Consider the following 20,664-nt stretch of genomic DNA (forward strand, 5'->3'; position numbering starts at 1 on the left):
GCGCCCTTACCTTCATCAGGCAAACGGCGCTTTTTTTTCCACCAAAAAAGACCTCTACCTAATGAAAATCAGGCAAAGGTCTCGCAAAACAACGTTATGTTGCCAATAAAGCCGGGGATCCCGATCCCGTAATGACGACTTTATTGCATGAGCTACTCCCCTTTGGGAACTATTCACTTGTTGTTATCATTATATCAGGCCGATTTAAACATTTCCATAGTTTGTTTTATTTTATCTGCCGGTATTTGGTATGATGGGTAGGATGAAAGAATCCCGCAAGCGAGGAAACCGATGAAAAAATGGCTTCTGGCCGCTCTGTACGCGGCAGTTCTTATCACCGCCTGGATATACCGAAACGACGTCGTGGATTACATGCGGGAGCACGGCTCCTTCCCTATCCTTGTCTGCCTTGCCGCCTTGGTCGCCATGTTCCCGATCATTCCCTACAAGCTGGTCATCGCCGCCCTCGGCTTTTCTTTCGGCACGTTTTGGGCGGCCGCCGTCAGCTGGCTGGGGACGATGATCGCGGCGAGCGTCATCTATGCGCTTGCGAGGACCGTGCTTCGCGAGCAGGGGCGGGCTTATTTGAACCGGTTCCGCATGCTGCAGTCGTTTACCGCCTGGGTGGAATCCCATCCTTTTATGAGCGTCGCTGCCGGCAGGCTCATCCCGATCATACCGCAGATGGCGGTGAACGTGTTCGCTGGCGTCGCCTCCATTCCGTTTTGGACGTTTACGGCGGCATCCGGCATCGGCAAGCTGCCGGGAATTTTGGTCTATGCGTTTCTTGGCGACCAAGGATCCAAGCACCCGCTGGCTGCTGTTCTCGTTTTTGCCGGTTACGTGCTGCTGCTCGGCATCATGCTGCTTTTTTACCGGAAACGGAAGAAACTCCCGCCCGCTTAGCTTGGTTTCTTGGTTTTCGGCCGGCACATCGATTATAATGATTCTATTAAGGCAAGATATTCATGAAAAACCAGAACAGAAGAACAATTGGAACGGAGTGATATCATGAGCGATTTACAAGCGGTTCATCAGGAAAAAGCGACCTTTGCAGGCGGATGCTTTTGGTGCATGGTAGCCCCGTTTGAAGATCTGCCCGGCATCATTGAGGTCGTATCGGGCTATACGGGCGGTCATAAAGAGAACCCTACCTACGAAGAGGTGTGCTCCGATACGACGGGACATGTCGAGGCGGTGCAAATTACGTACAACCCGGATATTTTCCCTTACGAAAAACTGCTGGAGCTGTATTGGCAGCAGATTGACCCTACCGATGCGGGCGGCCAGTTCCATGACCGCGGCCAATCCTACCAAACGGCTATTTTTTACCATACGGAAGAACAACGCCGGCTCGCCGAAGAGTCCAAAGCCGCTTTGGAGGCCAGCGGACGGTTCGATAAGCCGATCGTAACGCCGATTCTGCCCGCCAAGCCTTTTTATCCGGCCGAGGAATACCACCAGGATTACCACAAAAAGAACCCCGGGCATTACAAACGTTACCGCAAAGGCTCCGGACGGGAGGATTTTCTGGAAAAGACATGGGCGCCGAAAAAGGACGAAGCCGACTTGCAGCAGCGCCTGACGCCGCTCCAATATCAGGTGACGCAAAAAAATGCGACCGAACCGCCGTTCCAAAACGAGTTTTGGGACCATCACGGCGAAGGCATTTACGTCGATATCGTGTCCGGGGAGCCGCTCTTCAGTTCGCGAGACAAATACGACTCCGGCTGCGGCTGGCCAAGCTTCACGCGCCCGATCCGGGATTACAGCATTAAAGAGAAGCTGGATCTGAGCCATATGATGGTCCGCACCGAAGTCCGCAGCAAAAGCTCCGATTCGCATTTGGGCCACGTGTTCGACGACGGTCCGGGACCGGAAGGCTTGCGTTACTGCATCAACTCCGCAGCGCTGCGCTTTGTTCCGAAAGAGGAACTGGAGGCGCAGGGTTACGGGGAATACAAAGTATTGTTTGAATAAATCGGCGAAAGCTCGCTTACTGCCGAAACGCCGTAGATTGCGGGCAGCAGAAAAACCCGGGGACGATCCCCGAGTTTTTCTTTATGGGATGACACTGTCTCTAGTTATACCGAAGTAGCCGTTGTCGTTTTCTCGTTCTGCGCCTGCTTCTGCGCCTCAGGCATCTTGTTGGATGTACGCAGCGGGATTTCGCGCAGGAAAAACAGCAGAATGAGCGCCACGGCCACAAAAGCCGCGCCTGACAAAAATACCGTCGTCAACGAAGCGCTGAGCGCATGTTTCAGCATGTCGATCATTTGCGTCAGCAGCGGCTGCACTTCCTTCGGCAGCGTTTCCTGCAGCTGATGGAGCTTCGGCTGGTCGAGCAGCATCTCCGGATTTTGGAAGGCGGCCAGCTTTTGGGCGACCTCCGGCTTGATCTGCTGCATGTTCACCCCATGGCCGGCAGCCATCTCGTCTTTCACATGGGCGGTTAAGCTTGTCGTCATGATCGTGCCCATCACCGCGATGCCGATCGTGCCGCCCAAATTCCGGAACAGCTGCGAGGATGCGGTTGCGACCCCAAGCTGGTCGGGTCTGACGGCGTTTTGCACCGTCAAGGAAAAGACGGGCATGCCGATGCCAAGGCCGAGTCCAAATACGATCATGGCGACGACGGCGAGCCAAACGCTGTTCATGACGGCCATGATCAGCATGCCGACGATCATAATCGGAATTCCCGTCAGCGCAAACCGTTTGTATTTGCCCGTTTTCGTGATCATGCGGCCGATGACCGTGCTGACGATGACCATCGAGATCGACATCGGCATCGTTACATAACCCGAATACGTCGGCGAGATGCCTTCAACGCCCTGCACGAAAAACGGCAGGTAAATAAGCGCGCCCATCATGCCTGCGTTCATAATAAAACCGATCACGTTCGAAATGGTCACGATATCGTTGCGGAACAGCGACAAAGGCAAAACAGGGCTTTTGACGACGCGTTCAACAAGTACGAAGATGACCAGGAACACGGCCGCGGCGCCGAACAAGCTCAAAATTTGCCACGACCCCCAATCGTATTTCGTGCCGGCCCAGGAAAAGCCGAGCAGCAGGGGGACGATGGTCAGCGTCAAAAACAGCGAGCCGAAATAATCGATTTTTTCCGATTTTTTGCGGGGAACCTTCGGAAACAGCATCACGATCATTACAAACGCCACAAGTCCAAGCGGCAGGAAAATCCAAAACAGCCATTTCCAAGCGAGATGATCGACGAGCCAGCCGCCAAGCGTCGGCCCGAGCACGCTGGAGAAGCCAAACACGGCCATCATAATGCCGGTCCATTTGCCTCTCTCCCGCGGCGAAAACAAATCCCCGACGGCGGTAAAAGCGGAGGCCATAATGATGCCCGCGCCGATCCCCTGAATCCCGCGGAACGTAATGAGCTGAAAAATGTCTTTCGAGAAACCGCTCAAAAACGCCCCGATGACAAAAAAGACGATCCCCGCCAATATGAACGGCTTCCGGCCGTAGATGTCCGACAGCTTGCCGACAAGAACCGTCGCAATCGTCGAAGTCAGCATATAGATCGTAATCACCCAGGTGTAATAGTCCATGCCGCCGAGAATGGCGATGATGCGCGGCATCGCCGTGCTGACGATCGTCTGGTTGATCGCCGAGAAAAACATGGCCGCGATAATCGCAATCATGATCGTGACTTTCCTCTTCTGCGATAAATCTTCCAAGTGTGCTCCACTCCTCGTTATTTATCCCTGAATTTCGATTTCACATGAAGTCATACCCGGGTGCTCTTGGATCTTTTGGCCGCTTCACCGGAAACAGCCGGACATGGCGTGCTTCATGCACCGAAGCCGCCGGTCAACTTTTCAACCAGTTCCGTCACCAGACGCCGTTCGTCCGGCGTAAGGCGTGCTAAATGCTCCTCGACGATCTCATCCCGTTTGCGGACGGCCCGGGCCAGCACTTCCTCCCCAAGCGGCGTGACTTCCACCAATATCGCCCTGCGGTCCGCAGGATCGTTGGCGCGAACGACGTAGCCCGCTTTTTCCAACCGGTCCACCATCACGGTGACTGCGCTTGGCTTGACTTCCAGCATTTCCGCAACCTGCGTCAGCTTGCATTGCCGCTCCCGATGGATGTAATGCAGCATGTACATTTGCGGTCCGGTCAAGGCGGAAGCCATTTCCTTGCATACTTCGCTTTCCAACCCCCGCCAGAAAGTCCGCACGGCAGCGTAAAACCGGTTGGCAAGCGCGTCCATGCGCATCCCCCTTTCTTTGTCCAATATGGTAAGGTTTGCTATTATTTCAATGGTTTAAATATTAGAAGTTTTAAGTTCCTATGTCAACCCTGTTATATGTAAAATTTTATTTATTTTCCTTTTATCCGATCAACCAGCCGATCCAATACGCGCAAGGCACGAGCAGCAATTGCGCCAGCAGCGTCCCGAGCAGCCGCGACACCATCAAAAGTCCGAATACCCGGTTGACTATTTCAAGCCCGGTCTCCCCGCGCAACGCCTGATCGGACAGGAGCGCGATTCGCGGATCGATCAGCAGCGTCAGCAATATCGTCGCGACGCCGTTGATCAATCCGGACGAGGTCGACGCTGTCAGCCGGAAAGCGGGCCAAAGATAGGCGGCATATAACGCGGAAAGGACTCCTACGGTATAAATAGCGGTGACCGCTATATTCAGCGCCATCAATCTTCGCGGTAAGGGCCCTTCGAATAGGGAGCGCATCATCCGAAAGGTCGGACGCTTGAAGTAAGTCAGCCCGTTTTTCCATTTCGCCCAAGACAGCAGATTCTTTGCCATTTTCGGAATGGATCCGGCCGCTTCCAAATGCACGACCATCCGCGAGCACAACCTCGCCGCGCTCGGAAACATCAGCATCGCGAGCAGCGTGCCGACGGTGGCGGCCGCAATGATGCCGTGAAGCCTTGGTTCGAGCCGGAAAGCGGCGGAATCGAGCGCATGATCCACCATGCTGCCGACCATCGGGCTTTGGGCGATATTCGAGGTGCGTGACACCAAGACCAGCAGCCCCGACAACGATAAAGCGAGCGTAATTCGGCGGCTCCGAAGCCCGCCCAAACGCAAAGCGTAAGATAAGCTGTCCACGGTATGGATGACAACGGTAAACATTAATATCATCATGAACTGAACCACCTTAATTTTCCCCCTCCCGATTATATTTTTACATTATAAACCAATGTCTTCAAATTTCTACCGTTTGATCCCCACAAAAAAACCGCCCGATCCTTAATTCAGGACCGGACGGTTATCCGTTAATGAGCACTCCGCACCGCATGAACGGGCTTGGTGGCGTTTTTGGGTGAAATTGCCGGTTCGGGAACGGCGGTATCGACCGTTTTGCCCTTACGGAATGAGACCGTGAACGTGATCGTTTGCCCGGCGATGCCAACCGCCAAAATCGTAAACAGCGTTTCCTTCAGCGGCATATAAAACAGGGACAGCAGCAATACGGCGGCATCCAAAAGAATAAATACGGTACCTACCTTAAGTCCGCTCCAGCGGCTAATGAGCAGCGATAAAATATCATCTCCGCCGGTAGCTCCCCCAAATCGGAGAACCAGTCCTGTGGCAATCCCCGTGACCAGACCGGACAACAGTGCGGCCAGCAGCAGATTGTCGTGCAAGTCGATGACCAACACCGAATAACGTTCAATAAGTTCGTAAAAAATAGAAAACGATAACGTCGCAAGCAGCGTGTGCATAACGAACTTGCGGCCTTTCAAAAACATGGCGATCAAAATGACCGGGATGTCCAGCAGCAGCGTACTCAGCGCCGGATTGATCCCAAGCACGTACTTGCCCAGCAGGGACAAACCTACGAACCCGCCCTCCGATAAATGATTTTGAAAATTGATGTGATAATACGCAAAAGCCAGCAAAAAAGTTCCGAAAAGCATCATTGCAATGGATGAAAACTTAGAAATCAAATGGTCTTTCTTTCTCATACAGGTTCCCTCTTATCGTCGTAGGTTAGTCAGGAGTCTGGCAAACCTCTGCGATAAGTACGGGACCTGCGGGACTTGGTCCTTCGCATGTGAAGTTCCTTCTTTCGCAGAGTTTGTCATTCGTCCTTGGTTGTCCAGGTGACTTTTCTCTACGAAAGGGAGCTACGTGTAAGAGAGATCATAACGTTTCCAAATCGTCCTTTGGGGATGGTTCCTTCGGGGACACATGGTATCCTGATCCTTTCTTTATGTTGTTGTGTTACATTTTTATTATAACACATTCCGGGCCGAAGCTAAACAGCAGGCTACCGAAAAAGGGCGATCCCTCCATATTTTGCACGTTGATTTTTTGTCTTTTTCCTGCCTTTCGTTGTTCACACATTGTCAATCTTTAATGTGACGAGAATCACAATTTGCCCTTAACGCCTTTTCTATACTTAAGAAGGGAGTACGAAACATATTTCAAGAAAAGAGGAATTCGTTATGTTGACGCAAGAAACCATAGACATCATTAAATCGACCGTTCCTGTATTGGAAGTACACGGAAAAGAAATCACGACCGTTTTTTACCAATTGCTGTTCGAAAACCATCCCGAACTGCTCAACATATTTAACCACGCGAACCAAAGAGAAGGAAAGCAGCAGACGGCGCTGGCCAATGCCGTGTATGCGGCCGCTGCGCATATCGACCATCTGGAGAACATCCTGCCTGCCGTGAAGCAGATCGCGCAAAAACACCGGGCTTTGAACGTCAAACCCGAGCATTACCCGATCGTCGGCGAAAATCTGCTTGCAGCCATTAAAACGGTGCTGGGCGATGCGGCCACCCCTGAAATCATAAACGCATGGGCCGAAGCATACGGCGTCATCGCCGACGCATTCATCGGCGTCGAAGCCGAAATGTACCGCGAGGCTGAAAACGCCCCGGGCGGCTGGGCCGGCTTCCGTCCGTTTGTCGTCGAACGCAAGGTGAAGGAAAGCGACGTCATTACGTCTTTCTATCTGAAACCGCGGGACGGCGGCGCCATTTCAAGCTATCTTCCGGGGCAGTACATTACGGTGCGCGTTAAGCCGGAAAATCAGCCTTACGCCCAAATCCGCCACTACAGCTTGTCCGCCGCTCCCGGAGGCGATTCGTACCGGATCTCGGTGAAGCGCGAAAGCGGAGCGCCAGGCAAACCTGACGGCGTCGTATCCACCTACCTGCACGATCGTATCCATGAAGGAGACGTGATCGAAATCAGCGCGCCGGCAGGCAGCTTTACGCTGGATACGTCCAAATCGATTCCGCTCGTTTTGATCAGCGGCGGCGTCGGCTTGACTCCGATGGCCAGCATGCTGGAGACGGTTCTGAAAGAGCAGCCGGAACGCAAGGTAACGTTCATCCATGCAGCCATCAACGAAAGCTTCCATGCGATGAGAGAGCATGTCGAACAGCTGGATGCTTCGCACGACAACTTGAAATCCTACATTTGTTACGAGAAACCGCTCGGGCAAGTCGCCTGCCATAAAACCGGGTACATCGATCTGCCTTGGCTTCAGGAAATTACGTCCCAAGATTCCGACTTCTATTTCTGCGGTCCGGTTCCGTTCATGAGCGCAGTCAACAAGGCGCTGAAAGAATGGGGCGTGCCGGAAGAACGGATTCACTACGAATTTTTCGGCCCTGCCGGCACATTGTAAAAATCCAGGATTTTTGCAAAATCCTCAATCAAAAGGGATATTGGCCTTTCGCCGGGCCGATATCCCTTTTTTCGTTTTTATCCTCCCCCACCCCATTTTAAAAACATGGCAACTTTGCAGCACGTATTCAACTGCCGGGACCCAAGCGTGATGCCGATCCCGCTCGGGGAAAAATCGGTCTGGACCGCTTCCGAAACGCCGATGGACTTCATCAGCCGGTCGACCTCCTCTTTATTGCCCGCTTGGGCGGCCCTCATGACCTGAACCGCAAATGAATGTTCGGACAGCTTGTTCAAAACCTTGTATCCATCTTCCATCAGCTTGTAGGTGTTCTGCAGCGATTGATTCAGTACGTCCGTTTGCACCTGCGGATATTCGCGGGCCCAGGCATAAACTCGGCGGGGATAGGGATAAGGATAAGGCGCGTACCAAACCCAATACGGGGGGTAACCCATGGGAGTTACCTCCTTTCTGTATATCCGGTTAACCCATTATATGTGCCCGCGCCGGCTTTTGTGATGTCCGCCCCTGCGCTTCATCCTAGCAGGCGAGCTCTACTTTGATCCGGTCCGGATCTTCGAAAAAAACCGCGTAATGCTCCGGTCCGCCGGCATAAGGATATCTGTCCTCGTACAGCAGCGGAATCCCTTTTTGCTTCAGCATGCGGGCCATCTCGTCAACTTGGTCGCGGGACTCCGCGCGAAAGGCCAGATGATTGAGACCTGTCGCCTTCCGGTGGTACGGGAGCTCCAAAAAACGCTCCTCCGTCTGCACGAACACGAGGTAGGTTTTTCCGTGCTTGAAGCTGAACCCTTTGTCCCAGTCCTGATACGGCGCATAACCGAGCTTTGCCAGAAACCATTCCCAAAACTCCCGGCTTCGCTCCAAATCCGATACGTTGATTTCCACGTGATGCAGCATCCCTTAATGCCCCCTTAACAAACGATTGATCGTTTCCCGCCGAACCCCGATCAATTGCCCGATTTCCTCCTGCGTCAGCAGGTCGGTGAAATGCACGCCATGCGAGTAATCGTTCAGCCATTCCGTCAAAAGCTCCAGCCGCTCCGCCGGCGTTCCCACGGTCAAATGATCCAGCCTTTTTTGCATGAACCGGACCTTCTCCTGCAGCAGCAGCGCGATTTCCAGCGCCTTCTCCGGATGTTCGCGCAAATCGCGGTACCAATCCTCCGCCAGAATCCGGTCCACCTCGCTGTCCATAAGGGCAATGGCCGACCCGTGGGTTTCCTTCGGAGTGATGAGGGAATGATGCGGAACCGTTTCGCCGGGGTACAATATGTTGAAAAGCACCATGTTTCCGTTTTTGTGAAGGCGCGTCACTTTAAACAGCCCGCTTTTGATATGGTACAAATATTTCCCGCTATCCCCCTGACGGAATAAAATCTCTCCTTTATGCAAAATCATAAGATGATATCCTCCCCGGTTTCTTTTGGTCCGTGATGCCAATACCTTATATTATACCAAAAAAGCTCCGGCTCCATTTCAAAGATTTGGCTCTTGCCGGAATGCATGCCCTTCGCTTAATATGAGTATAATCAGAACATATGTTCCCGTCCTTATTCATGAATGCAAGGAAGTGTTCGCATGAAAGCATCCGCTCTTCCCCCTGCCCCGGACGAAGAAGATTCGCAGCTGGTCAAAAGCTACATGCTCCATGTCGTTCTGCTCGATGTTCTGGAGCGGGACATCCGCACGCTTGGCACCCTTGCCCTGAAACTGCCGGACGTGTATATCCGCGGCTTGTCGGGCGTTCAGCAAAAGGCGATGCGGCGGCTGACGGAAATCCGCCAAGAGATGCGGAGCCGCGGCATCCGGGTATACGAGGAAAACCGGAGCGCCAAAGGGATGGAGGCTCTTTATTTATGCCGGGGATACCAGCGGCGTTTTTTTATGCTGTGGTCCTACGTCAAAGCGGAAACGGCCTGCGAGCTATGCGCTTATTTGGGAATCGGCATTTAGCCGGGATCGGCACCGGTTTATCTTTTGAAAAGCAGATGTATAAAAAAAGCTCCTGCAACCGCAGGGGCTTTTGAGCGCAAATCGGGCGTTGACCACGCCCGTTGATCGACATGCTGTGCGAAAAACGAACACACCCAGCGTCGCGGAATCTTCATCGCCGGAAACGCCGTTTTATTTAATGCTTGGCAGCCGGTTGTTTAACCTGTTTGCCCGCTTTCGCTTGGTACATTCGCCAGCCTGTCAAAACTGCGGCAACAAGACATATACTCGCTGAAGTAATGAATACTGTGTGCATTCCGCGGAGGAAAATGTCCGGATGCCCGGGAACAAGCCCGGTCACGCGATGTCCGGCCTTGACGCTCATGACATGGAACAATATCGTCGTAGCTACCGTAATGCCGACGACCATGCCTACGTTCCGAACCAGCGAGTTCACGCTCCCTGCAGAACCGAGCTGGGTACGCGGAACCTGGGACATGATCAGGGAATTGTTCGGCGATTGGAACAAGCCGCTGCCGACGCCCAGCATTGCAATCCAAACGCCGACAATGACAAGCGAGCTGCCTTCGTGAAGCCAGGCAAGCCCGAACTGGGCAATGACCATCACGATCAACCCGGCAAAGGTCAGGAGCTCGGAGCCGATTTTGTCGGACAGGGCCCCGCTTAGCGGCGCTACAATGACCATGCATATCGGGAATAACATCATCATAAAACCTGCCGAAGAAGGCGATAAATTCAGCATGTTTTGCGTGTAAAACGGCGCGATAATGTTGAAACAGAAATTCGCCGTGAAGACAAGGAATCCGCATAAAATGCTGACGGAAAACAGCGGATTTTTAAACAACGACAGATCCACCAGCCCGTTCGGACGATTCAGCTCGGCCCGTATAAACCACACCAATGCGATCAGCGCGGCTGCAAGCAAAACGATGATCCACAAATTGCCGTACCCCGCCTGTTGCCCGAGCAAAAGGCCTGCAAACAGCGTTATAATAAACACGGCGAACAGCGAGCTGCCGGGTACGTCGATCTTCGCTTTTACCCGGATCAAATCGGCCGGAAGCACCTTCCACCCCATCACAATCGCGATCAGCCCGATCGGCACGTTCACCCAAAAAATATATTCCCAGCCCAAAGACGAAATGATGATTCCCCCGAGGCTTGGTCCTGCAATGCTTCCGAGCGATACGAAAGTACCGATAAGACCGAGCGCTCTGCCCCGCTCCTTCGCCGGAAAAATATCGGTTAATATGCCCTGGCTGTTCGCCATCGTCATGGAGGCGCCCAAAGCTTGAATAACCCTTGAAACAATCAGCAACGGCAGCGTGTGACTGAGTCCGCAAAACAACGAGCCGACGATAAATATGATCGTCCCGATTTTAAATATACGAATCTTGCCGACGATATCCCCCAGCTTGCCGAAAAAAAGGATGAAGCAGCAAATCGCCATCAGGTAACCCGTCGTTACCCATTCGATCTGGGCGATCGGCAGACCCATCTCCTTGGACAGGACAGGCAGCGCAATGTTCACGATACTCCCGTCCAGCGTGGACATAAAAGTAAATAAATTAAGAACAATAAGGATGATCCAACGTTTCTTCTGGATGTTTGCATCCTCTTGATACGTACGTTCCAATGAACTCATATGCGTCCTCCTGATCGTAATATAAACCATTAGTTGCGTGCGCAACTAATTGACAGTAACAGTGTACCTCATATTAGTTGCGTACGCAACAGGTTTTAGATAAAATATTTTCATGGATCCATTTCATCAGGAAGAGGTGCCGCTTATGAAAGAACCGATCGGCAAGCTAATTTCATACCTTTACCGGCAAAACCAGAAAAGGCTGGCCAAGGAACTGGCTCCGTACGGCATCGGCAGCGGCGGACAACACAGCTTCCTTAAGTCGATTCTGCATGATCCGGGCATCACCCAGGATCAGCTGACCCATCAGCTGAAATTCGATAAAGCGACGACGGCCCGCTCCATTAAACAATTGGAGCAGTCCGGATATATTATGCGCCAGCCCGATCCCAAAGATCGGCGCTCCCAGCTTTTGTTCCCGACAGCCAAAGCGAAGGAACTGCTGCCTGTGCTTCAGTCCATATTGGATGAACACAACCGGAAGATTGCCCATCATCTGACTCCGGAAGAAGTAGATCAGCTCGTCTATCTCCTGCAAAAAATTAGCCGGGATCACCCGGACGAATAAACACAAAATGCAAATAACCCCGATTATCACGGGGCTGCATCACGTTGACGATATGAAATGAACCCTGTAAGCACTCTGGATCAGGGTCATTTCCGAATTTAAAAAAGCGCATCCTATGTCTCCATAGAATACGCTTTTTTCCGGTTGTCCTGATGTCAGTTGCTCATGCTGCTCCTCTCCCGCTTCGGATCCGCCGCGGCTATTTTTTCGAGCCAGGCTTCGTAATGGTGAATGGCCAGCCCCGCAAAGGAAACATGGGCTTCGCTGAGCCGGTAGGCGTTTTCCATCTCTTTTTCCATGACCGCGACCGGCTTTCGGAAAAAGCTCACATGGTCTCCCTCGTCCGTTTCTCCCAGCTCCATGCCGATCCAAACGGATTTTCCGAGCCTGTCGGCCTCGTTCAGCATCCCGCGGGACAACTCCACCATTTGGGACCCGCTGTCGCGGTAGGACATGACCGCCAAAGCATCGAAATGCTCCAGCATCCAGCGGCTTAAGCTGCCGCCGTCATCCATTTTGGTTTTTCCGAGCCAAAACGGGACCGCGGCGCTCATGTAAAGCCCGCCTTCACGCCCCATGTCCGTCCATTTCCGCATGTTCCGGCTCCACTCGTTCACCACGCCGGCCTGGTCGCGTTCCCAGCGCTTCAGCTGATACGGTTCAACGTCAAGCTGAATGCCGGCAAACCGTTCTTCCGCCGGAGCGGCGCGGTTATAATCGAGAACCCATTCGATAAATTGATCGGCTTCCCTGCGCTGTTTTTCGTACGCCCATTGCGGCCTTCCGTCCAAAGCATGCACCGAAATGCCGTCATGGCGGGCTGCGGCGATAAAACGGCCGTATTGTTCCGCCTCCACGTTTTTCTGGATCTGCAGAAAGATCACGCCGACGCCCTGCTCCCTGCAGAAGTCGAGGACCTGCTCCGGATGTTCGATCAGCGAGGCGTCCCACAGCCAGGTTGCTTTTTGTTCTTCCATCGAAGACGATTTGAACAGGAAGGGCAGGAGCAGCAGGAAGCAGACAACCAGGACGAGGCGAGGTTTCGCTTTCGCTTTGAGCCGCTCTCCCATCCTTCCCCTCCTTACGGCATTAACCGATCAAAGCCATATTCGGCTCTTCGACATGCTGAACGGAATGTCCGATTTTATAGATATGGGGTTCGCTGAAATTTTTGAACGCGTTACGCGTATCCACGATCGGCACGCCCAGGGAGGCGATGTCGCCGTAATTCAGGCCGCTGTGGTTCGTGATGAGCACGATGCAATCATAGCTTCTGAACTTCTCCAAATCGTACGCGACGCTGTGGACCGTCTCCCCGTGCTTGTCGCGGAAGCTGGTTGCAAACGGATCGTAATATTCGACGTTGGCTCCGTTTTCCTTGTACAGCTCGTACACCTCGAGTCCCGGAGATTCGCGCAGGTCGCTGATGTCCGGCTTGTAGGCCATGCCAAGCACCAAAATGTTCGATTTTTTGATCGATTTGGCGTATTCGTTCAGGATGGTCGACGTTTTACTGATAACGTAATACGGCATGTTGTCGTTTGTGGACTGCGCCAGCTCGATGAATTTGCTGTAAAAGCGGAAGCCTTTGGCTTTCCAGGACAGGTACATCGGATCCAGCGGGATGCAGTGTCCGCCGATGCCCGGACCGGGATAAAACGGCATGAAGCCGAAAGGTTTGGTCGCCGCGGCGTCAATGACCTCCCAAATGTCGATGCCCATGCGGTCGCACATCATCGCCATTTCGTTGATAAACGCAATGTTGACGCTGCGGAACGTATTTTCGAGCAGCTTGGACATTTCCGCAACCTTTGGCGTCGAGACCGGCACGACTTGCTGCACGTATTTGGAATAAAGGGCGACGCCAAGCGCCAAGCAAGCTTCGGTCGTTCCGCCGATGACTTTCGGCGTATTGAACGTATTAAAGCGAGCATTGGACGGGTCGACGCGTTCCGGCGAGAAGCAGAGGAAGAAATCCTCGCCCACGCGGTAACCGAGCGCTTCGATCTCGTACTGGATCAGCTCTTCGGTCGTTCCCGGATAAGTGGTGCTTTCCAGCGTGATCAAAAGCCCTTTTTTCATGTGCAGCTTGATCTGGTCGACCACGCTCGTAATGTATGACGTATCCGGATCCTGGTTTTCGCTGAGCGGCGTCGGAACGCAGATGCTGAGCGCATCGATCACCGTGATCATGCTGTAGTCCGTCGTCGGTTTGAAGCGGCCGCTTGCGACGCATGCCTTCAAATCTTCCGAAGAGATATCGGTGATATAGGACTCCCCGTGGTAAATCTTTTCGATTTTGGACGGGTCCACGTCAATGCCGATAACCGTAAATCCCTGCTTGACCATTTCGACGGCCAGCGGGAGCCCGACATAACCCAAACCTACGACGCCAAGCACGGCCTTTTTATTTTCGATTGCGTTCAACAATTGCTGATACTCCTGATTCACTAGCAATCAACCTCCGTATGATGTAGTTTTCGTTATGCTTTGGGAAAGCGAACGTCTTTTCAGCATGATGCGAAAGTCAAACCTTCCTCATCTTGCTCCATTTATTGAAAACACCGGTGTATGCGGGCATCCAGCTCGACCGGAGAAAATGGCTTGGTAATGTAATCGTCGACCCCATGCTGGAAGCATTGGCTGATCGTCCGTTCCACCCGCTGCTCGGTCAACACGACGATTTTCGGCGTGTTTTCCATCGGCAGCTGCTGGATTTGATTGATAAAGGGCAGTCCGTCGATGCCGTACAGATTCAGCTCGGTCAGCACGAGATCGGGCTCCCACTTTTCGATCAGCTCCAGCGCCGACGTGCCGTCGAGCGCCTCGAGCGTTTCAAACCCCTGCATTTTGAGGCGGATCGTTAGAAACTCGCGGATGGTGTCGTCGTTATCGACGATCAAAATGCGGCCGGGCTCCGAAACGGCTTCATCTTTCGTGAAGATATGAATGTCGGACGATTCGCTGAGCCTAGTGGACTCGGCCATCTGCCTCAGCACGCCCGGCGTCGGCTCCACCTGTCCCGGAAATGCGGTCAGCGTGATTCTCGGATCGGCATCCGGCAGCGTTTCCTCCAAATGCCGCTTGAGCAGCAGCGCCTGATAATGGGCTTTATCAAGCGTCAATCCCGGCAGCAAAATCGCCAGCGTGGACGTGGAGGCATCTTTCAGCACCTCGATCTCGCTTCCCGTTTCCTGCCGCAAAGATTCGCGCATCTGGTTTTCCAGCTGCGGCGAGTCTGTGCCAAGGTACAGGAACATGACGCCGCACAGCTCCCGGGAAGTCTTTTTAAGACGTTCTTCGAGGTTGTGATACATGCCCTCATGCTGTTCTCGTTCTAGTGTTACGGACTCTGGCATTATCGATTACCACCTTTCAAAGAATGTGAGAAAACCTCTATCAACCTATCTTCACGGAAGAGCAGACCGCGCGATGAGCGGGTTTCTTCCGGCACTGCTTGAATCGAATCACGCCGGTTAGGCAGCTTTGCTTTCTTCCTTCCAGCTTTGGCGCGTCATCGTTCCCCAGGAGTTATTTTTCCGGAGATACTGGATATGGCCCTGAACCCGCCACAAAATGCCAAGCTGATGGTACCCCACAAATTTGAGGGCCGAAAAGAGGAGCATTTTCCATAAATCGGAAAACTTCTTGTAACGGCGGAACGCGATCTCCTCCAAAATGATGGCGCCCACGGCCAGCAAGTAGCCGCTCAGGAAGTTCAGAAGGGTGAACGCCAGCAATATGCGCCAATGCGTCATATCCAAAAGCGTATATCCTATCAGAGCCAACAGGCCCGTGATTCTGAAATAAGGATTTAAGGTTTCGAACAGTACGTTGTACGGCATCGTAATAAGGCCCATGATCTTGTATTTCGGGTTAAACAGCATGCCGCGGTTTTCGATCATGTTTTTCAGATTTCCCCGGCCCCAGCGCATCCGCTGGTTCGAAATGATTTTGTACGTATCCGGCGCCTGCGTCCAGCAGACCGCCTCGGGGCAAAACGCCACTTTGTACGGCAGCTTATGGCTCAGCATGTACCGGTGAAGCTTGATGATGATGTTCATGTCTTCTCCCGGATAGCCGCCCCGGTAGCCGCCGACGGCAATGACGTAATCCTTCCGGAACAGGCCGAACGCGCCGGAGACGATGATCAGTCCGTTCATCCGGCTCCAGCCGATCCGTCCGCCGAGGAATGCTTTCAAATATTCGATGGATTGGAACATCGGCCATATTTTCCGCGGCAGCGACACTTTTTTGACCGCCCCGTTTTCGATCAGGCAGCCGTTGGCGATGCGGACGTCGCCGCCGATGGCCACCATTTCTTCCGGATTTTCCATGTACATCCGCGCCATCCGGATCAATGCATCCTTCTCAAGCAGCGAATCGGCGTCGATGGAAGAAATAAGCGGGTAATGCGAGAAGTTGATGCCGGCGTTCAGCGAATCCGCCTTGCCCCCGTTCTCCTTATCTATAATAAAGAGATGGGGATAATCGGGATTATGGTAAATGCCTCTCACGTTTTGCGTCTCGATGGTCCCCCGGATCTCGGGATTATGCATCTTTTCCAGCTTGAATTCCCGGATCAGCACGGAGAGCGTTTCGTCGCCCGATCCGTCGTTGATGACGATGACTTCGTACGTCGGATAATTGAGCGTCATAAGGCAGTATACGTTTTCGATGATCGTCAGCTCTTCATTGTAGGCCGGAACGAGCAGCGATACCGGCGGCACCAGTTCGGAGCCGGAAAGCGTTTGGTAGCTTGAATATTTGGCCCTTCGGGAGATCGTCCCGATGCTTCGGTAGGATAATCCCATAATCGCAAAGTACAAAATCGTGACGAACATGACATAATAGATCGCTACCGTGCCGTAGAACAGTAAAATCTCTCTAAGCAGTGTAATCTCCTCCTACCGCGGCTACGCCTGTCATTCGCTTGACCGGCTGCTTCACGCCGAAATACCGGTCGTAAATAAGCCGCTTTTTGTTGTACGCCACCATCTGCTCGATCGCGCTGGGCTTTTGCTCCGCTTCCATCACCAGCCCGATCCGGTGCAATGCGGCCTCGCGCTGGATTCCCGCTCCGGAGAGCGCGGCCTGGCACAGCGCTTCGAACCCGGCTTCGCCAAGGGCTGCAAGGCTTTCGGCGCTGTTGTGCCGCACCTTCCAGCTGGCGTCCTGGAGCGCCTTGACCAGCAGCGGGATGCTGCCCGCGGCATGGAGCTGCCCGAGCGCCTTGGCCGCTTCGGCCCGGACCTCCCAATCATGGTCGCTCATCAGTTTGACGATGGTTTCATCCTTAAGCGCAGGGTTCGTGCTGAGATACAGCTTGACGGCTTCGGCGCGCACATCCTTTTCTTCCGAGCCGACCAGCCTTCCGAGAACCGGCATGACCTCGGGAACCGCCTGCCCCCACATCGCCACCAGTCCGACCTTTACAAGCGCCGGGTCGGAATCGTCGAGCAGCTTCAGGAGGATGCTGCCGGCATCAAGCCCCGTCTCCAGCATGATATCGGCCGCCAAATGGTGAATCGGCTTGCCGTGCGACAGCAGGATCCGCAGCATTTGCAGCAGGTCCTCGGGCCGCTGCGCGCTTTTGGCGATCGAACGCGCGACGATGATCAATATCGAGTTGTATTTGCCTTTTTGCAGCATATTCATCAGCCCCGGCACCGCTTCTTCGGCGCGCATGCCCCCGAGGCGGTAGGCTGCGGCAAGCCGGCGGCCGTACCGCAAGCTGCCCAGCGCCTTCAGATCCTCTTCGACGAACCCGGCTTCCCTGCAAAGCCGGATGAGCCGGGCACGGTAATCGCCTTTGAACTGCTCGATCCATTCGATGAATTTGTCCTGAATGACTCTTCGTTCAAGCGGCTTCAGCTTGCCGGGAGGTAGCTTCAGTTCCGCGTCGTCCCCCAGATGGGCCTGGATATAGACGAAATAATCATGATGTTTTTGCTCGTAAAATTCCTTTCGCTGCTGCTCCCGGTTATTCGAGATTTTCATCAGAACCAGAAGTATGATTCCGGAACCGATCAGCCCGAGGCATACGTAGATGAACACATATGCAACGATTAAATGTGAGAACATGTTTGCAAGTCCTCCTCTTTCAAATGATTTCTTCCCTATCCTGTTGCCGCGGACTCTAACCGCAAGGAAGTGCTCCATGCGGCCCGTCCTCTATAAAGCGGGCTCCTGCCGGACGCTTCGTTCATTTTTCGCCGGACAGCTCGGCATACACTTTTTTCATCGCGTAATAGCTCTGTTTCAGCTGCTCGCTGTAATGCACCGTATCCCACGGCGCCCATGTGTATGGGGCGATCTCCTGAACGTTCAGCGTCTCCGCCGCGCCGCCGGGCCAACTGACCTTGCTTCCGCCTTGCTCGACGAGCCACGGAATGAGCCGGATGCCGTCCGTTTTGGCGGTGCTGAAGGCGCGTCTTTCCTTAAGCGGGCTGTAATCGATCACCTGCAGCGAGCTCGGGTCGGCGAAGCCGAGAAGCATCCACGGAATGCGCATCTCGATCTCATTGCCGCGGTACTGCCATGAAGTCAAGGAATCGAACTCGGGCTTGCTGCGGTCCGTCGTCCCTCTTTTCAACATGCCGATCGTTTTGTCGATAAATGGATGCGCAAACCGCGTATCCGGCGGATTCATCTGCAGGCTGATCGCCAATTTCCACGGATGGAACGGCTTGTCCTCTCCGGATTTCGTCTCCGGCAGCATCCAGTAACCTTCCTTCCCGTAAAGCCGGGCGTGAAAATCGTAGTCGGCGGCGATTTCCACCTGCGACTCCGCGTCTTTCCCGATTTCGATCAGCGCCTCCGGCGCTCCTCCCACCAGCTTTTTGCCGGGAAGCTGTGCCGCGGAAGGCTGATTTCCGCCCGTGATCGTGTCGGCGCCGATATAAAGCTTGGTCGTTTTCGGGTCGAAGTTCTTGTCCAGCCGGACTCCAAGATAGAGGTATCCTTCATCATGCGTAATCATCATGTCCCGGATCCCTTGCACCTTGCCCTGCCAATGCTTCACTTCGCCTTGCGGCAGCGCGTCCCAGTCGCTAAGGCTGCCGTCGATCAAAATCTGCTTTTCCTTGCCGGGAAGCATTCCGAGCACGCCGAACATTTTTTCGTTCGTCAACACGTTGATCCAGTAAGCGCGGCGGTCTGCCGGAATTTCGAAAGGCATCGTATTCCAGGTTTTTTTGAACCACTCGTCCTGCCACATGAACAAAATGGCTCCGGCATAACCTTCGTCGTAAATATCCCGGGTGAGCGAAGCATCGATTTCTCCCTGCTTCTGCTCGTTATGCCCGCCCTGGTCTCTGCCCCCGGCGCCGAAGTGGGAAACCCCTACCGACGACGGCACCCCATACTCGGTAATCATGACCGGCATGTCCTTGAACTTGGCCTTCAGCTGGCGCAAATAAGCTTTGTACGTATTGAAATTTCCCTGCTTGTCCTTGATCGTTTGCAGCGTGGAATCGGTCCGGAAAAAATCCGGGTAGTACGGATAAGCATGGTATGCGGCGAAATAACCGCCTTTCCAACCGGTAGGCCGGACATGTCTCGCATCCACGCTGACCATGTCCTCTTCGAACAGCGGCTCCCCGGGATGGGTGAGCACGTCGGTCGTGACCCAGTTGGTGAAGGTTACCGGATGCTCCCACCCGTACTGCTTTTCCTGCTGCGCGGTGTAATCAAGCAGGTCGGCAAGCCAGTTTTCGAACGGAGTCGCGTCTTTCGTGCCGGAAAAATACTCGCCCTTGTAGACCGGAACGTCGCTGTGCTTCTCGTTGGTGTTTTTGACCATTCCCGGGTCCCATTCGGTTCCGACATGCCAAGCCATCAAATATTTGCCCGCGTTGGCCTTGTACTCTCCGCTGGCGGCTCCCTGTTTCGGCGCAACGGCTGCGTCGCCGTATACGGCGGCCACCGCTTTTTTGATTTCGGCCTTGAACTGCCCTTCTATATCGTCCGCATAGGCGTCCTGCCGTTCGATCAGCTCTTCTTCCGGGGACCAGATGCCCTGAATGAAGTATAAGGGATCGCCGCCCTTATCCTTGTTGTATTTCACAAGGGCCGAATAGAACACGGGCTGATGTACCGTGTATATGCGGATGACGTTGGCTCCCATGTCGTCGATCTCTTTGAACCACCGAAGATAATCATCCTCCGTGGCCGGAAGCTCTCCCGGAAAATGTCCCGGGACGGTAGCCCCCAAATTTACGCCCTTCACAAACATTTCCTTCCAGCTGCCATCTTTTTCATAGCGCATAAAACGGTCGCCTTCGGTTTTAAATGTGAATCTGGTTCCATCCTGATCCTTATATGCCGTGACCGGCTTGTTGTTTACCGCAAAACCGGCAACAATTCCCCCGGCAATGAGAACGGCGGCTGCTGTGATCCAGATGATTAGTGTTCTGCGTGTGATCATCGCCTAAAAGTTCTCACCTCGATTTCTTTGGCCTTTTTTCTGGCCCGGCATTCACAATTTTTGTCATAATTCAATTCTTAACGATGTTTTCGAATCTGTAAACTAGGCTGCTGGAAGGAATTTTCAGAACCTGGCGACCTATCCCGCAGCGATGCCCGAGCCAAATCATCGGCGGCTGCCGACCATGAACGCCGGCTCTGCCATAGATCGATAAATGGCCGTATGATTCCCGGCTTTAAGCGGCGAGTGGTTATGTATACGTCGAATAATTGCTAAAGTTGTGGCCGTTTTAACATCTTTATCCATAAAGATTACAAAATTGATACCTTAGACCGATAAAGCAGCGGCCGCAAACCCGCATCACGGCAATATTCTTTGAAAATATGACAATTTTGAAAATA

General features: G+C 53.4%; 19 protein-coding genes. 5 read left to right on the top strand and 14 right to left on the bottom strand.

Annotated features, from left to right (window positions below):
* Window positions 1-291 precede the first annotated feature (291 nt).
* Together RJP21_RS03950 and msrA are read left to right on the top strand one after the other, a co-directional pair.
* Entirely contained in the window at window positions 292-906 is a 615-nt protein-coding gene (locus RJP21_RS03950) for a TVP38/TMEM64 family protein (RefSeq protein ID WP_310858198.1), read from the top strand.
* A gap of 105 nt (window positions 907-1,011) precedes the next feature.
* Window positions 1,012-1,980 carry a peptide-methionine (S)-S-oxide reductase MsrA gene (msrA, locus tag RJP21_RS03955; protein ID WP_310858199.1) on the top strand — a complete coding sequence of 323 codons (969 nt, stop codon included), beginning with the start codon at window positions 1,012-1,014 and terminating at the stop codon, window positions 1,978-1,980.
* Between the two features lie 104 nt (window positions 1,981-2,084).
* Here msrA and RJP21_RS03960 read toward each other — a convergent pair whose 3' ends face one another.
* From RJP21_RS03960 to RJP21_RS03975, 4 genes are all read right to left on the bottom strand, one after another.
* Window positions 2,085-3,704, bottom strand: a complete 1,620-nt coding sequence (locus RJP21_RS03960) for an MDR family MFS transporter (RefSeq protein ID WP_160040967.1) — start codon at window positions 3,702-3,704, stop codon at window positions 2,085-2,087.
* Between the two features lie 113 nt (window positions 3,705-3,817).
* Window positions 3,818-4,240: a MarR family winged helix-turn-helix transcriptional regulator gene (locus RJP21_RS03965; RefSeq protein ID WP_160040965.1), complete on the bottom strand. Its 423-nt coding sequence runs from the start codon at window positions 4,238-4,240 to the stop codon at window positions 3,818-3,820.
* 121 nt (window positions 4,241-4,361) lie between these two features.
* The gene (locus RJP21_RS03970; RefSeq protein WP_310858200.1) at window positions 4,362-5,138 is read right to left on the bottom strand and encodes a lipid II flippase family protein; all 777 of its coding nucleotides are present in this window, start codon (window positions 5,136-5,138) and stop codon (window positions 4,362-4,364) included.
* 131 nt (window positions 5,139-5,269) lie between these two features.
* A complete protein-coding gene (locus tag RJP21_RS03975; protein ID WP_160040963.1) occupies window positions 5,270-5,962 on the bottom strand; it encodes a YitT family protein in 693 nt (230 codons plus the stop codon).
* Window positions 5,963-6,421: 459 nt separating this feature from the next.
* Here RJP21_RS03975 and hmpA point away from each other — a divergent pair, with 459 nt between their 5' ends.
* On the top strand, window positions 6,422-7,645 hold the full coding sequence (hmpA, locus tag RJP21_RS03980) for an NO-inducible flavohemoprotein (protein WP_310858602.1): 1,224 nt from the start codon (window positions 6,422-6,424) through the stop codon (window positions 7,643-7,645).
* A 77-nt stretch (window positions 7,646-7,722) separates the two neighbouring features.
* Here the strand turns inward: hmpA and RJP21_RS03985 are convergent, their stop codons facing one another.
* The 3 genes from RJP21_RS03985 to RJP21_RS03995 all read right to left on the bottom strand — a co-directional run bounded on the left by RJP21_RS03985 (window position 7,723) and on the right by RJP21_RS03995 (window position 9,067).
* Window positions 7,723-8,100 carry a YuzC family spore coat inner layer protein gene (locus tag RJP21_RS03985; protein WP_310858201.1) on the bottom strand — a complete coding sequence of 126 codons (378 nt, stop codon included), beginning with the start codon at window positions 8,098-8,100 and terminating at the stop codon, window positions 7,723-7,725.
* An 85-nt stretch (window positions 8,101-8,185) separates the two neighbouring features.
* Window positions 8,186-8,566, bottom strand: a complete 381-nt coding sequence (locus tag RJP21_RS03990; RefSeq protein ID WP_310858202.1) for a VOC family protein — start codon at window positions 8,564-8,566, stop codon at window positions 8,186-8,188.
* A 3-nt stretch (window positions 8,567-8,569) separates the two neighbouring features.
* Window positions 8,570-9,067, bottom strand: coding sequence for a Crp/Fnr family transcriptional regulator (locus tag RJP21_RS03995; protein ID WP_160040955.1), 498 nt, complete (start codon window positions 9,065-9,067; stop codon window positions 8,570-8,572).
* A 180-nt stretch (window positions 9,068-9,247) separates the two neighbouring features.
* Here RJP21_RS03995 and RJP21_RS04000 point away from each other — a divergent pair, with 180 nt between their 5' ends.
* Complete coding sequence (locus tag RJP21_RS04000) at window positions 9,248-9,622, top strand: YhjD family protein (protein WP_160040953.1); 375 nt, start codon at window positions 9,248-9,250, stop codon at window positions 9,620-9,622.
* 175 nt (window positions 9,623-9,797) lie between these two features.
* On the opposite strand, the gene RJP21_RS04005 is transcribed toward RJP21_RS04000, so the two are convergent.
* Window positions 9,798-11,267, bottom strand: coding sequence for an MFS transporter (locus RJP21_RS04005; protein ID WP_310858203.1), 1,470 nt, complete (start codon window positions 11,265-11,267; stop codon window positions 9,798-9,800).
* Window positions 11,268-11,412: 145 nt separating this feature from the next.
* Between RJP21_RS04005 and RJP21_RS04010 the strand changes: the two genes are divergently transcribed.
* Window positions 11,413-11,835: a MarR family winged helix-turn-helix transcriptional regulator gene (locus tag RJP21_RS04010; protein ID WP_310858204.1), complete on the top strand. Its 423-nt coding sequence runs from the start codon at window positions 11,413-11,415 to the stop codon at window positions 11,833-11,835.
* Window positions 11,836-11,990: 155 nt separating this feature from the next.
* Here the strand turns inward: RJP21_RS04010 and RJP21_RS04015 are convergent, their stop codons facing one another.
* From RJP21_RS04015 to RJP21_RS04040, 6 genes are all read right to left on the bottom strand, one after another.
* A complete protein-coding gene (locus RJP21_RS04015; protein WP_310858205.1) occupies window positions 11,991-12,905 on the bottom strand; it encodes a hypothetical protein in 915 nt (304 codons plus the stop codon).
* A 19-nt stretch (window positions 12,906-12,924) separates the two neighbouring features.
* Window positions 12,925-14,286 (bottom strand): nucleotide sugar dehydrogenase, encoded by a 1,362-nt coding sequence (locus RJP21_RS04020; protein ID WP_160040945.1) that lies wholly within the window; start codon window positions 14,284-14,286, stop codon window positions 12,925-12,927.
* Between the two features lie 101 nt (window positions 14,287-14,387).
* A complete protein-coding gene (locus tag RJP21_RS04025) occupies window positions 14,388-15,194 on the bottom strand; it encodes a response regulator (protein WP_310858206.1) in 807 nt (268 codons plus the stop codon).
* A gap of 117 nt (window positions 15,195-15,311) precedes the next feature.
* Window positions 15,312-16,679: a glycosyltransferase family 2 protein gene (locus RJP21_RS04030; RefSeq protein ID WP_201452132.1), complete on the bottom strand. Its 1,368-nt coding sequence runs from the start codon at window positions 16,677-16,679 to the stop codon at window positions 15,312-15,314.
* 43 nt (window positions 16,680-16,722) lie between these two features.
* Window positions 16,723-17,919 carry a HEAT repeat domain-containing protein gene (locus RJP21_RS04035; protein WP_310858207.1) on the bottom strand — a complete coding sequence of 399 codons (1,197 nt, stop codon included), beginning with the start codon at window positions 17,917-17,919 and terminating at the stop codon, window positions 16,723-16,725.
* 121 nt (window positions 17,920-18,040) lie between these two features.
* Window positions 18,041-20,263, bottom strand: a complete 2,223-nt coding sequence (locus tag RJP21_RS04040; protein WP_310858208.1) for a hypothetical protein — start codon at window positions 20,261-20,263, stop codon at window positions 18,041-18,043.
* Window positions 20,264-20,664: the final 401 nt, after the last annotated feature.

This window comes from Paenibacillus sp. VCA1, assembly GCF_031583795.1.
Classification (GTDB): domain Bacteria; phylum Bacillota; class Bacilli; order Paenibacillales; family Paenibacillaceae; genus Paenibacillus_AQ; species Paenibacillus_AQ albilobatus.